This is a genomic window from Pseudoalteromonas shioyasakiensis (genome assembly GCF_024518675.1).
GTDB classification, from domain to species: Bacteria; Pseudomonadota; Gammaproteobacteria; order Enterobacterales; family Alteromonadaceae; genus Pseudoalteromonas; species Pseudoalteromonas shioyasakiensis_B.
The window spans coordinates 210,025-225,239 of the sequence record NZ_JANIGL010000003.1; the positions used below are offsets into that span (position 1 = coordinate 210,025).

Here is a 15,215-nt window from a genome sequence, read left to right on the forward strand (position 1 = left end):
GCAATAGTTTAAACCACTGCTAAAATTTTTGCGCGATTAATTTTTGTTTTGCTGTTTATCTTTACGCAATTGGGCTACATCAAACTTATATACATCCTGTTTAGATTCAAATAATGACAATCTTTTAAAATCCAAAAATGACCAATCAGCTATATCAATTAAATAATCGTATTGTGCTATGTTGTCTTGCGTGATCACGCCCAGATCTATTTCAATTTTGTTGTTGTTTTGCCAAAAGGTGTTTCCGCTATGATGATCTACCAAGGTAACCAACGCCCAGCCTCCCATTAAGTAGTGGCCACCGACACTGGCAGTCAGTTTTTTTCGTTTAATTAATAGTAAATTATCCCGTAACCAATCAAAGCCGCCAATAAAAAAAGGCTGATCCTTATCTTTCACTGCGGTAAAAGCACCTAATGCCATCAAGTCAGAAGCTGTCCAAATCACATTAGTATTAGGATATCGCTGCAGTAATTTTTCGGTTTTACTCATTGCCTCTAACTTTGACCAGCTAGCGTAAACTGTTTGGTTAAGCTGTAAGTTATGTTGCTTTAAGTAATCTATTAACCCAGCACTACGACTATCGGATTCAGAGCCATAATGCCCATTGATGGCTACTATCTGTGGTGATAGCTTTTGCTCGATTGCTTTTGTTATCAATGCCTCAGCTAACACCTTACCCGCTTTGAAATTATCATGATAAATTTCGCCAAGCCAGTTTTTATAGATCTGCTTTGGCTGACCTATCGCAGCTTTTTCTTGGGCTGCAATCGTTTGCTCTAGCGTAATAAACTTTACGTCAAATTGTTCAAGCAGCGACATAGATTGCTCAGCGCCACCGGGGTAATTTAACAATACGACATAATCGGGGGTTGCTCTATATTTTAAGTATTTTTTCAGCTCTGCAAGTTGTATGTAACGATTACCCTCACCGTATATTACATCTAGCTTGACGTTATGCTGCGCCGCTGAAACTTCCATAATTTTTTGTACTTTTGTCCAAAAAGGCTCCCCTGCAATCGACGGGTTAACAAATAAAACAGACAACTTTTCAACGGCATTGACCTGCACGCTTAGAGTAAGCATTAAAATAGTAATGAAATACTTCATAAAATGACCTAATACTACATATAGTTTTAGCATAGCCGAGAAAACTCAAGTTGACAGCTTTCGCCACACAAATTCAAGGGGTCCGCGGTTAAAAAACTGGCTATAAATCTGACAAACGATCAACTGTATAATGGCAATGAAGGTGACTAATAAAAAATAGTCAATCCTATCAAAAGATAAAACCCAACTTGGGTAGAGCACTTTGAATAAAATAAGGAGTATAAGGGTTTGCATGATATAAACAGACAGCGATAAGCGCCCCATACATTGAAAGCTTGAATAGAATAAACGTCTCTCAGACCACTTCTTAACGACAATATGTATAAATAATAAAGCAACAAACAGCGCTGCAAATAAATTAATAGGTTCTTTTAAAGCAACAGCAAAATAAGAGGATTGATATTCTAAAATTACCCTAAGTGCTGTAAAAAATAACGCAGCAACACTAATATGTTTAATATAGGGCGCGGGTATTCCCTTTACGAACAGTTCTTTTTTGTAAGCAAATATACCAACAAGCATTAAACTGGCACTCATCCACATAGTAATCAGTGGTACGGCAATGATCATGATAATAAATGCTAAAGCATTGGCGCTCATTAATGTATCCCAGCTCGCGTAAGTGTCTTGATAGCTTTGGATAAACTCATTATCAGCGCGCGTCACAAGATAGCTAGGTTCAATTAGTAACAACAAAAATGAAACTATTGAGCTAAACACGAGAAACTGCACTGCGGTTTTTACAATAACCCGCTCTTCTCGATTGAGGTATTTACACGTCAACCAGCCAGCACACGCATAAATAAATAAAATATCACCAGCCCATAAAATAAAACCATGAAACAGACCAAAATAAGCTAATATTTCAAGGCGTTTTTTAACCACCTGTAAATTTTGATAACGCTGCCATTGTATATATAAGGCGGCGCCAAACAGTAAACAAAATAGAGTACGAAACCGCCCATCTATAAAAACCAGAGTAATTAGTTGTATAACATGATCAGAAATAGGCGGGAATTGCGCTGGCACATACCCATATTCAAACAAGCAAAAGAAATACACATTCATGTACATTAAGCCAAATACGGCTATACCACGAATGACATCCATGTTGTTATTTCGCATCAGTTTTTCGTCAATCGTATTTATGAGTATTGGACCATTCTAACGCATTTTGGTATAGCTTTGGCAAGCCATCACTGGAAATATTTAAAAATACCACGGCTTTTTCAAGTGCCCACCAGCTGCCCGTCTCATAGGCTTTTACAATTGATAAGATATAATACAGCGTATTTTTTTCAGCCATCAAAGCAAGTTTGATGGGTTCAGGAAACGGTAGTTTTTCCAACAATTGCTCCATAGGCCTATCTAAAATTGCGTCTAATAATGAAAATAACCCCGTTAAAAAAGCACTGTCAGACTGAGCTGGCGCAACTTTTTGCGCAATCAACTCACAAAAGCGAGCTCGAATAATGCACATTTTAATCAGTTCGGTTGGTTTAGATTGAGACATATGAGCAGTAATAATTAAGCTAATAAATTTTCTTATGTGCTCTTCACCTAAATATACTAACGCTTGTTTTATTGATTCGATTTCTTTTTGTACCGGGAACACCCCACTGTTGATCAATCGTAATAGCTTAAACGCAAGTGCAGTATCAAGCTGAAAAAGCGCAGCTATGGTTTTGATATTTGGGTGTTCTTTCATTGCTTGAGCATAAATAGATAGCGCCAGTGCGTAATTCATATCTATGTCTTTTTGTTCTACCATTACTGGCTTTGCAAAAAAATAACCTTGAAAGTAATCAAACCCCATGCTGTGGGCGAGTGTAAACTCATCATTAGTCTCAATTTTTTCGGCTAGAAGCCTAATTTTTTTATGTTTTTTTAGATGTTTAATTACACCACTGATGGTAGTAAGGGGGGTTATGCGAATATCAAACTTAATTAACTTCACAAATTTAAGAAAGCGATCCCATCTTGGTTCATAAATAAAATCATCAAGCGCTAATGTATAGCCTTTGTGGAACAGTTCACGGCACAACTGGTAATTTTCTTCGGTAGGTTCAATGGTTTCGAGTAACTCTAAGACAACGTCACTGCGGGGTAAAAAAGTACACAGATCCATTTTTAAAGAATCAGGTCCTATGTTAATCAAGGCTTTTTTTCCTGACGTGATATGACGAGTACCAAAGTTAAGTTGATTCTCCATAATCAACTTTGCTGTCGCAACACTTTCATCGATACTCGGAAAAAAATTATCGGAACTATTACGAAACAGCAGCTCATACGCAACAACATGTTGGCGGCGATTGAATATTGCTTGACGCGCAACAAATACTTGCACTAGCTATGCCCTTTTATTTCGACCTTTTGATGTATAAGTAATAACTTATAAATAGCAAAAAGTCATTATACTGATTATTATTTTCCGCACATTATAACTAGTTAATTATGAAAGAATAGCCCTTTTATTTATTGCTGGTACAAATCGGCTATATATTTTTTTGCCGCATCATGCCAAGTAAAACGTGAGTTTAGGGCGTTAGACACTATTTTCTGCCATAATTGCAGATTATTTTGCTGCACTTCAAGCGTATCTGCAAAACAATTAACTAAATTTTCACATTGAGATTGCAGGCTATCAGCAGAGAAACTAAAACCATTTTCTAAATGTTTTATAGTGTCCTTTAAGCCTCCAACTTGATGTACTAAGCAAGGCTGTCCCTCTCGCATCGCTAACATTTGGCTAATACCACATGGCTCAAACGAACTTGGCATTAAAAATAAATCACCTAGCTGATATAACAATTCACCTATTTTTTGCCCATACCCTCTTAAATATAGTAAATTACTATTTCGTGCCATTGCTTGAACAAACGTTTGTTCTAGTGCCTCATCACCCGAACCTAATATAATCATTCGACCTTGATAAGATGCTAATTGCGAGCATAGCTCATCAATAACACACACACCCTGATACGCTTGATGTAACAATAATACTTTTTGCTCAGTTAACCGGCCTACACTGGTGATCAGAGGGCCTGTACTCTCATGCTGCATAAACTGGAGTATTCGTTGATGTGCGATATAAAACCCTGACTCTACTTGTTGCGTTTTAGCCATCCACTTAAATAGTTCAGTGTTTATCTCTTGATATAAACTAGCCAAGGTTGGCGCAGAGTTTGAGGTCTTTGAGTCATACTCACAGCCATTTAATATACCCACCAGCTTATTAGCTGCTTGAGCATTTTGTAAATCTTGCTCTAACCCCTCACCACCAAAAAAGCCATTCATTGGATCACTTGGGCAAAGCACTTCATTTGCATATGTGGGCGATACTAAATGGACTTTATCAGCTAAATTAATTGCACTGCGCATTGGATTAAAACAATGAGGGTAACGTGGGTCACACAACACTTGCCCATCATAGCCAAGCGAAGGAAACCACGCTTCTAAGCTTGAATCATCGCCTTTAAAAGGCCGTATTCCCTGCAATGCCAAATTATGCACCGTATACACAAGTTTAGTATTGAAATAATGAGCAAAACGACTATCAAACTTAAGCAGCACTGCCACACAAGCGCTGTGCCAGTCATGCAGATGAATCACGTCAGGAGCAGGGATAATCCCCTGTAATAACCCTTCACAGACCGCAGCACTGAATAATGCAAATTTAATGGCATCTGTTGCGAAAGGGCGTCCTGGTGCATCATTACAATAAACCTGACCGTTATGTTGGTTAAAGTAATGGTGAGACAGCACTATCTGTCTCACCGATTTATCAGCAACGTTAAGTTGCCATGCATCCACATGATGTATTTGGCCTGCAAAAGGCACACTCAATTGCCCTAGGTGAACACGTTCTAATGCTGCAAAACCATAATCAGGAATGACAACATCAACACTCAGCCCAGCTTTGGACAACGCTCTTGGGCAATCACGAATTACATCTGCAACACCGCCCACCTTGGCATTTGGCAATGCGTCATTTTCGGCCGCTACCATCAATACATGCATTATTATTTTACTTCCTACTACTTAAGCTAATTGTTTATTTTCACGCTCTTGGCGTTCAATCTTTTTTGCAAGTTCAGTTAACATTTCACGTGTGACTAAAACTATACCTTTGTTTGATACTCTAAAACCATTTTCTTCATCCGCTTTTTTATCAAAGCCAATTTCAACACCTGCTGGAATTTCACAGCCACGATCAATAATCGCTCGACGAATTCGACAGTTTCGCTGGATGACAGCCCCAGGTAAAATAACTGACTCTTCTATTTCACAATACGAACGAATATGTACATTTGAGAACAGTAATGATTTACGCACCACAGAGCCTGAAATAATACACCCACCCGATACCGTTGAGTCGACAGCCATCCCTCTTCTGTCGTCATTATCAAAAATGAATTTAGCTGGCGGTAACTGCTCTTGATAAGTCCAGATTGGCCAAGTTGGATCATATAAATCAAGCTGTGGCTCTGGCATCACCAGCTCCATATTTGCTTCCCAAAATGAATCCAGTGTCCCTACATCTCGCCAATAGGGTTGTCCAACATGACCTGGATCTCTAAATGGGAATGCAAAGACATTATGCTCTTCAATAATCGCAGGGATAATATCGTGGCCAAAATCACGACCAGACCCCTCATTCTCAGCATCTTTTTTTAGTTGCTCAAATAAAAAGTCGGTATTGAATACATAGTTACCCATCGAAGCTAAACACGTTCCCGGCTTACCAGGTATTGAACTTGGCTTTGCAGGCTTTTCATCAAAGCGCTTTACCCGCTTTTCTTCGTCAACAGTCATAACACCAAATGTATCAGCCGCTTCATCACACTCAACCTCAATACAGCACACGGTCATGTCTGCACCGGTTTCTACATGCTTAGCAAGTAGTGCACCGTAATCCATTCTATAAACATGATCACCTGATAAAATCATCACATATTTAGGTAACTCATGACGAATGATGTCCATATTTTGAAATACTGCATCGGCCGTTCCGCAATACCATTCATCACCATAGCGTTGTGATGCGGGTAATATTTCAACTGATTCGCCAAGCTCCTTTTTAAAGTGGCCCCAAGCCCGATTCACGTGACGTATTAAGGAGTGTGATTTATATTGTGTCGCAATCCCGACTCTACGAATACCTGAATTAATACAGTTTGACAGTGGAAAGTCGATAATTCGATGCTTACCACCAAAGTAAACCGCAGGCTTTGCGCGCCAGTTTGTTAGCTCGTGCAGTCGAGAGCCACGCCCTCCCGCCAGAATCAACGCATAGGTCTCTCTCGTTAAACTACTTATGTAGCGATTTGCATAACTTGGCATAACTTATCTCCGTATTAATCTGTGCTGTGGGTTGTCGTATTCGATTTAAGCGGTGTTAAATGCCAAATATCTTCGCTGTATTGGCTTATTGTTCTGTCACTAGAGAAAACGCCACTGGCTGCCGTATTTAAAATACTCATTTGTGTCCAATGTTGCTGATTTTGATAAGCGCTCTCAACATCTCGCTGCGCACTGACAAAACTTTCAAAATCGTGTGCGACTAACCAAGGATCATGAGGACTTTTAATGGCACCAATTATGTCGTCAAATAAACCTGGTTCAAATAAATTAAAATGCCCACTTTCAAGCAGCTGCATAACATTAAATAAGTCAGGTGTAGAGTGAATGATATGTAATGGGTTATAGCTTTGCTTAATTGAATCAATTTGCTCAGCCTTTGCTCCAAATAAGAAGAAGTTATCAGCACCAACAGCATCACGAATTTCGATATTAGCTCCATCTAGAGTACCGATTGTAAGCGCACCATTCATCATGAACTTCATATTACCGGTGCCGGAGGCTTCTTTACCTGCTGTCGATATTTGCTCTGATAAATCTGTCGCTGGGCAAATTGTTTCCATCGCCGTGACATTATAATTAGGTAAAAAGGCAACACGTAAGAATGGCTTCGCAAGCGGGTCTTTATTGATGACTTCGGCTACATTATTAATCAATTTAATAATGCGTTTAGCCATGTAATAACCGGGAGCCGCTTTACCACCTAGCAATACACAACGTGGAACTAAGTTTTCTGTATCGCCGCGGCGAATACGGTCATACAGATGGATTACATGCAATACGTTAAGTAATTGGCGTTTATATTCATGGATTCGTTTTACTTGCACATCAAAGAGCATGTTAGTGTCAAAATCGACATTACAGCGCTGTCTTACTAAATCAACTAAACGTTGCTTGTTTTGTTGCTTAACACTTTGCCATTGTTGATGAAATGCCACGTCATCAAAGTAACGGCGTAATTGGCTGATCTGTGAAAAATCCCCCACCCAATTGTCACCAATTTTATCACTTATCAGTTGTGTCAGTTTTGGATTACAATGTGCCAACCAACGTCTTGGTGTCACGCCATTAGTTTTATTGTTAAATTTTTCAGGCCATAACTCATAGAAGGTCTTGAATAAGCCGCTTTTAAGTAACTCAGTGTGTAAAGCCGCAACGCCATTAACCGAAAAACTGCCCACAATAGCTAAATAGGCCATTCTTACTTGAGGTTCAGCCCCTTCCTCAATTAATGATAGTGCTTGTTGCTTCGACACATCGCCTGGCCAAGCTTGTGCAACCTGGGCCAAAAAGCGCGCATTAATTTCATATATAATTTCAAGGATCCGCGGTAATAAGCGAGCAAACAGCGCAACGGACCACTTTTCTAGTGCTTCGGGCAATAAGGTATGGTTGGTATAGGCCATGGTTTTAGTAGTGATTTGCCATGCTTGATCCCAATCAAGTTCGTGCTCGTCAATCAATAATCGCATTAACTCTGCAACAGCAATACTTGGGTGGGTATCGTTTAACTGAAAAACGTGATAATCAGCAAAGTCGCTAAAGTCATCGCCATGTTGCGACACCCAGGTTGCGATTGTATCTTGTAAGCTCGCTGAGGATAAAAAATACTGCTGACGTAATCGCAACTCTTTACCGTTTTCGCTGCTGTCGTTCGGATAAAGAACCATAGTAATTTGCTCAGCTAAGTTTTTATGTGCCACCGCTTCTGTATAACTGCCTGCGTTAAATTCGCTTAAATCAAACTCATCGGTGGCTTCTGACTTCCAAAGTCGCAAGGTATTAACAATGTCATTTTTAAAGCCCGGAACCGGCACATCATAAGGCACAGCTAACACATCATGGCTTGCAAGCCATTGTCTATGCTCCCTGCCATTTTTATCGGTGTAACTTTCAACATGACCAAAAAACTTCACCCGTTGAGATTGCTCAGGCGCACTCAATTCCCACGGGTGCCCTTCACGTAGCCAGTTATCTGGTTGCTCTACTTGGTGTCCGTTTTCTATAGCTTGATTAAACATACCGTATTCATAACGAATACCATAACCTATTACAGGCAGGGCTAAACTTGCACAACTATCTAAAAAACATGCCGCTAAACGACCTAACCCGCCATTGCCTAATCCAGCATCATGCTCGGCTTGGGCAACATCTTCAATATTCGTGCAATATTGCTGTAAAGCTTGGCTCACTTGCTCATCTAAATCTAAGTTTAGAATTGCATTGCCCATCGCTCTACCCATTAAAAACTCTAATGAAATATACGCTGTTTTACGTCGTTTTTCGCTGTGCATTTGTTGTTTCGTTGCGCGGCAACGTGCAACTAAACGATCACGAATTGTTAGTGCTAGCGCATTAAATAAATACAGCTGTGATTTACCCACTTTGTCACGTCCGAGGGTATAATAAAAATGCCGTGATAAATCGTCTTCTAATGTACTTTCATCAATTAAAGGGGCATCTTGCCACCCTTTTGCAACACACACTTGTTCACCATTATTAGCCATGACATTCGCCTTCTAAATTTGCTGAAATACCCAGCTGCTTTGTGCAGCAACGTGAAATTGTTTAAAGCTTTTAACTGTACTTTGTTCAACACTCGACACTGCTAGATGCCAGCTTCCTTGCTCTAATGTAGGCAATAAGCATTCAACCTCAACATCACTGGCATTTAAAATAATCAATAAAGCGGTTTCAAGCTGCGTATCATGTAAGCTGTACATCAAAAACTGTTTGCTGCCATCATGCCAGTCGCTTTCTTGCATTGCCTCGCCATGCTCAGTAAACCAATTTACAGCGAAACGTTTATCCGTATCGTGTAAAAAAACGCTGTGTTTGAATACGCAATGCTGTTTACGCAAACTTAATACATCATCAATAAATCGAGTTAATGGGTGATGCTGCTGAGAGTCTTTCCATGCTAACCAACTTGTTCTGTTATTTTGACAGTACGCGTTATTGTTACCACCTTGGGAGTGCGCCATTTCACTGCCAGAGGCTATCATTGGCACCCCTTTGGAGAGCAGCAATGTAAGCAACATATTCTTTTGTTGTTGTAAACGCAGTGCAGTTATTTTGGTATCATCGCTAAATCCTTCTACCCCACAATTAAAGGAATAATTAGCACTGTGTCCGTCGCGATTATGTTCACCATTCGCCTCATTATGTTTTTCTTTATAGCTAACAGAGTCCGCCAATGTGAAACCATCATGACTGGTTATAAAATTAATACTATTTAGAGGACCGCGTAAATTGTGCTCAAATAAATCAAATGATCCATGTAAACGCTTAGCTAAATCGGGAAGCATGTTTTGCTCGCCGCACCAAAAGCGCCTTACAACATCTCTATATTTGTCGTTCCATTCTCGCCAAGGTGCAGGAAAAGCGCCGAGTTGATACCCGCCAGGACCTATATCCCAAGGCTCAGCAATTAATTTAACTTGGCTTAACACAGGGTCTTGGTTGATAGCTTGTATAAAGCTGTGTGCTGAGGTAAAGCCTTGCGCTGTTCTACCTAAAATGGTGGCTAAATCAAATCTAAAGCCATCAACGCCCATGACTTCAACCCAATAGCGCAAGCTATCAAGCACCATTTTCAAACTGTATGGATCATCTATGTTAAGGGTATTACCACAACCGGTATCATTGATATAGACCTGTGGATTATCATGCAACGAACGATAATACCCTGGATTATTTAGGCCCCGCCAAGATAATAAAGGCCCATCTGTCCCAGCCTCTGCAGTATGGTTGTATACAACATCTAAAATAACTTCAATTTCTGCATTATGTAATTGCGTAACCATCTGTTGAAATTCTGCGATTTCATCATCGACTAAATAGGCTTTATGGGGGGTAAAAAAGTTTAAGGTATTATATCCCCAGTAGTTCTGTAAGCCTTTCCCCGTTAAAAACTGTTCACTAATAAAGCTGTGAACAGGTAAAAGCTCTAAGGTTGTGATGCCTAAATCACGAAGGTGCTCTATAAATGTAGCGTGACATAAGCCTAAATACTTTCCTCGTAAATGAGCAGGAATGGACGGATGTCGCGCGGTTGCCCCTTTAACATGACATTCGTAGATCACTGTTTTACCCCAGCTGTGCTGAGGTTTTTCTCCCTTATAGGGTTGCAACTCGCTGACCCTTGATTTTGGCATATCAATGGCATTGTTTACTGCGCTGAGTGTCCCAATTGGCATTTGGCTATAATGGCGCTCACTCCATGTAAATTCACCAAATAAATCTTTTGCATAAGGGTCTATCAATAATTTTTGGCTATTGAAGTACAGCCCTTTTTCAGGACGGTACTCTCCTTCTGCACGATAACCATATAAAGTACCTGCTGGTAATGGAGTGATAAATAAGCTCCAAATTCCGCCTTCATTATTGTTCATCGCCAATTTAAGAACTTCTGTATGGCCGCTTGAATCAAATAAACAGACATATAATTGTTTAGCTAAAGGGGCATAAACAGCAAAGTTAATGCCATCACCTTCTATAGCTGCACCTAAGGGAGCAGTTGCTCCTTGTTTTAGTTCAATTGATAGACTCATTTGAGACCTTTTTCAGGTAAACCGTTGCAAGCGGTGGTAGCGCCAAAGAAACACTGTATTTTTGACCATGGCTTGGTGTTTTTTGTGCAGAAATTAACGTACTACTTGCCTCAACACCAGAACCAAAGTAACGCTGTTCATCGGTATTGAGAATAACTTCAAACTTTCCGTCTGAAGGCACGCCTATTTGATAATTTTGGTACACGTTCGGCGTTAAGTTACATACAACGACCACATACTCGCTGATTTTTTTTGCATAGCGGATAAAACTAAAAATACTTTGCTGCGCATTTTGGCTGTCAATCCAGGCAAAGCCTGACGGATCATTATCTAGCTCATACAGCGCTGGCGTGGTTGTGTAGACTTTGTTCAACGCTTGTACTGTCTTTTGCATGCCGTCGTGGCTGATATGCGCAAGCAAATGCCAATCAAGTGATTTGTCATGGTTCCACTCATCACGTTGCGCAAATTCACCGCCCATAAAAAGTAACTTTTTACCTGGGTGTGCCCACATAAAGGCGTAATACGCCCGTAAATTAGCGAATTTTTGCCAATCGTCTCCTGGCATTTTCTCAATTAAAGAACGTTTACCGTGTACAACTTCATCGTGACTTAACGGTAAAATATAGTTTTCACTGTAGGCATAAACCATTGAAAAGGTCATTTCATGATGGTGATGTTGTCGATAAAGCGGATCCCGCTGCATATAATGTAGGCTGTCATTCATCCAACCCATATTCCATTTATAGCCAAACCCTAAGCCGTCATGGTCAACTTGGCGAGTGACTCCTGGCCATGCTGTCGATTCTTCAGCAACCATTAAAATATCAGGGTTATTAGCATAGCTACGTAAATTAACTTGCTTTAAACACTCAATGGCACCGAGGTTTTCTCGTCCGCCAAAGCAATTGGGCACCCACTGCCCCTCTTCACGGCTATAATCGAGATACAACATAGACGCAACCGCATCAACACGCAGCCCATCGATTGCAAACTCCTCTAACCAAAACATTGCGTTAGCAATTAAAAAGCTGCGAACTTCGGGTCTATCATAATTATAAATGTAGGTGTTCCAATCAGGGTGGAAACCTTGTCTAGCATCCGCATGTTCAAATAAATGGGTGCCATCAAAACAGTGTAAGCCATGCGGATCACTTGGAAAGTGCCCTGGTACCCAATCAATTAATAAGCCAATGTTGGCGATATGGCATTGCTCAACAAAATATTTGAACTCATCAACACCACCAAAGCGGCTAGTCGGCGCGAATAACCCAACGGGTTGATAGCCCCATGAGCCATCAAATGGGTATTCGCTTATTGGCATAAGCTGAATATGGGTAAACCCTTGCTGCGACACATAACCAATCAATTTATCAGCTAACTCTTGATAATTCAGGTACTCGTTGTTTGTCTTACGCTGCCATGAGCCTAAATGAACTTCGTAAATGCTTATAGGCGCATCAACAGCGTTACGCTTGGCCCGTTGCTTGCGCATTTTATCGGTTAATTCTATAGCACGACCATGTTGTTGTAGTACAGAAGCAGTACCTGGCGCTTGTTGCATTTTAAATGCAAATGGGTCCGCTTTTTCAACCACGGTCCCGCTCGTCGTGGTTATTGCATATTTGTAGCATTGTCCTGTTTTTAGTTCTGGAATAAATAAATCCCACACACCGCAACTCGGGTTAAAACGCATAAAATGCTGACTTTTTTGCCAATGATTAAACTCACCGATCACAGAGACGCTACTGGCATTGGGTGCCCAAACACTAAAACGAACTCCATCGACATTCGCTAAACGAATAAAATGTGCACCTAAATGACGATATGCGTGTTCCAATGTACCTTCGTTAAATAAGTACATAGCTTCGTGATCAAGGGCACTTTGAAAGCGATAAATATCATGCTGCTCTATTTGGCAATCGGCATAGTCTAATATGTACGTGTAATCATCATCGATAGCTGCCGCTATGTTTACTGTAAAAAGGTCGGAGTCAAGGTAACGCTTGCAAGGTATAAGCTGATCATTAAGCTTTACTGTGACTTTTGTTACGCCCGGAAAATAACAACGGATTACAAGCGTCCCCTGTCCAGCAGTATGGGGACCTAAAAAACTAAATGGGTCTTTAAAACAACCACGCTTAAGTGCATTTACTTGTTGCTCATATTGATTAGTAACACATTTCTTTTGAACAGAACTGTTCATTAACACGTCCTTATACGATTAATTTCATTCAGCAATTCGGTATGCTGTGTGAGAATTTCTGCACCCGAGTTGTTAAGTACGCGACGCCAATTAGGGTATTCCTTATCTGTTCCAGGAATATTCACAGGCAATAGTTGTTCATCAAGATCATCTAATTGAATTGCAAATAAACGTGCTGGTGAATGGGCTAAACTTAATGTCAGTGCAGCGTAAATTTCTTTAGCTCCGCTGTCCAAAGTAAAGCCCGAATGATTACTGTGCTCTAACAGCCTTAGCAACCGTTGTTTTTCAATATCTCTTAGCTTACAGTTGGCATTGTATTGCGCTTCATCGATCAAGTTGTAGTCACGTTTTATACTAAGATCATGCCCTTGCCACCAGCCAAAAAAGGGCGGTACGTCGTGATTTGCGATCATTAATAAGCAATGTGCAGCAAATGTACCAGCGGGTAAAAATTCATCATGTTGATCCTTTTCGAAATAAAACAAGCTATTTGAGAAAATGGCTTTATCTGCCATAGCTGTTTTTACCTCCGGTGGCACTACGCCTAAATCCTCACCAATGACGATGCATTGGTTTAAATGTGATTCTATAGTCAAAATAGCAAGCAAATGCTCAAACGGATAATAAACGTAACAACCATCTTGCTGACCTTGATTTTCGAAACACCACCATAGCCGTCTGATAGCCATAACATGGTCAATTCGCAAGCCACCTACATCTTCCATATTTGCTCGGATCAGAGCGCGATAAAAAGCAAAGTTATTTTCCCCCATCTTTATAGGGTTTAAGGCAGGTAAGCCCCAGTTTTGTCCTTGCTCTGCCCATGGATCAGGCGGTGCACCAACATATGCAGAGTCTGTGAATAAATGCTGCTGTGAGAGATATTCACTGCCATCACTAGCACAGCCAACAGCTAAATCATTAATTAACCCAATTGACATACCAAGCTGCCTAGCAAGTTGCTGGCATTGCTTTAATTGTAAATGAGCCTGCCATTGTAGATAGCAAGAAAAATCAAAGTCTTCAGAGCTTAAAGTAGCCAAGGTTGTTTGGTGTTGTAAGCGAAATAGTTCAAATTGCTGTAATCGCTCTTTCGTTGCACCGCGCTTAAACTGCTGATATAGCAGATTAAATAACGCGTATTTGAAATCAGTTACCTGGCTATAATTAATATAATCTGAAGTTGTTTCTGTGAATGTATGCTCACTAATATACTGAGCTAAACTCGCGTTATTGTGGCTATCTTCAGACAAACCAACCGCTATATACAATGGATTTAATAACGCTCGATTATTAGGGCTATAAGGACTGGCCCGCTCTGGCTCGTCAGAAAACAATAAATGCAAAGGGTTCAGTAATATATAATCGAGATGACAATGTGCTGCATGATTAATCAAATCAAGTAAGTCAGCAAAATCACCTATACCAAAGCCAGCACTATTTTTTAAGCTATACAATTGAATCGATAGCCCTGTACATTTTTTATCTGAAACTTGGTAGCTTTGACTTGGGGTAACCCATAATTGAGTCTGTGCTTGCTGCGCACCAGATTGTACGATTACATCATGATAACCTATCGGCAGCTGGGGTAACTTAACTTCAAGCTCCAAGTAAGTAATGCCATTAAAAACATAGTCACCTGTACACGGCAATTGATGCAGCGGTACATCAATAGGATGGACATCGATAGATTTAAATTCAATTGAGCACGTCTGGTTCAGTAAACGATGGTCAATTTTAATTTTTAATGATGGTACTTGCTCGTTAACGAGGCTACAACTGGGCACAAGTTGCAGCCATTTAGCAGCATCAAGTGATACATTTAATTGCGCAACTTGGGTACTATTAGTTGGTTCAACCCCACATGCTTGCAGTGCAGCAGAGCGTGTAGCATGCTCAAAATAAATGTGTTCGCCGGTGTATTTTGTATAATCATAGCCAATACCATGCAGATAAAACAACTGCGAAAGTGACTCCATTAC

General features: G+C 40.3%; 8 protein-coding genes and 1 pseudogene. All 9 read right to left on the bottom strand.

Annotated features, from left to right (window positions below; genetic code table 11):
• Positions 1-36: 36 nt before the first annotated feature.
• Positions 37-1,110, bottom strand: a complete 1,074-nt coding sequence (locus tag NQT69_RS10415; RefSeq protein WP_256827610.1) for an ABC transporter substrate-binding protein — start codon at positions 1,108-1,110, stop codon at positions 37-39.
• A gap of 45 nt (positions 1,111-1,155) precedes the next feature.
• Positions 1,156-2,235 (bottom strand): DUF418 domain-containing protein, encoded by a 1,080-nt coding sequence (locus tag NQT69_RS10420; RefSeq protein ID WP_256827611.1) that lies wholly within the window; start codon positions 2,233-2,235, stop codon positions 1,156-1,158.
• Between the two features lie 10 nt (positions 2,236-2,245).
• Entirely contained in the window at positions 2,246-3,457 is a 1,212-nt protein-coding gene (locus tag NQT69_RS10425) for an EAL and HDOD domain-containing protein (RefSeq protein WP_256827612.1), read from the bottom strand.
• A gap of 128 nt (positions 3,458-3,585) precedes the next feature.
• A complete protein-coding gene (locus NQT69_RS10430) occupies positions 3,586-5,130 on the bottom strand; it encodes a glycogen synthase (RefSeq protein WP_256827613.1) in 1,545 nt (514 codons plus the stop codon).
• Between the two features lie 21 nt (positions 5,131-5,151).
• Positions 5,152-6,453 carry a glucose-1-phosphate adenylyltransferase gene (gene glgC / locus NQT69_RS10435; RefSeq protein ID WP_256827614.1) on the bottom strand — a complete coding sequence of 434 codons (1,302 nt, stop codon included), beginning with the start codon at positions 6,451-6,453 and terminating at the stop codon, positions 5,152-5,154.
• A gap of 14 nt (positions 6,454-6,467) precedes the next feature.
• A complete protein-coding gene (locus tag NQT69_RS10440) occupies positions 6,468-8,978 on the bottom strand; it encodes a glycogen/starch/alpha-glucan phosphorylase (RefSeq protein ID WP_256827615.1) in 2,511 nt (836 codons plus the stop codon).
• A pseudogene (glgX, locus tag NQT69_RS10445) lies at positions 8,971-11,024 on the bottom strand (glycogen debranching protein GlgX). The gene NQT69_RS10440 and the pseudogene glgX overlap by 8 nt, the downstream one beginning before the upstream one ends.
• Entirely contained in the window at positions 11,008-13,230 is a 2,223-nt protein-coding gene (gene glgB / locus NQT69_RS10450; protein ID WP_256827617.1) for a 1,4-alpha-glucan branching protein GlgB, read from the bottom strand. The pseudogene glgX and the gene glgB overlap by 17 nt, the downstream one beginning before the upstream one ends.
• Positions 13,230-15,212 carry a 4-alpha-glucanotransferase gene (malQ, locus tag NQT69_RS10455; protein WP_256827618.1) on the bottom strand — a complete coding sequence of 661 codons (1,983 nt, stop codon included), beginning with the start codon at positions 15,210-15,212 and terminating at the stop codon, positions 13,230-13,232. The genes glgB and malQ overlap by 1 nt, the downstream gene beginning before the upstream one ends.
• Positions 15,213-15,215 lie beyond the last annotated feature (3 nt).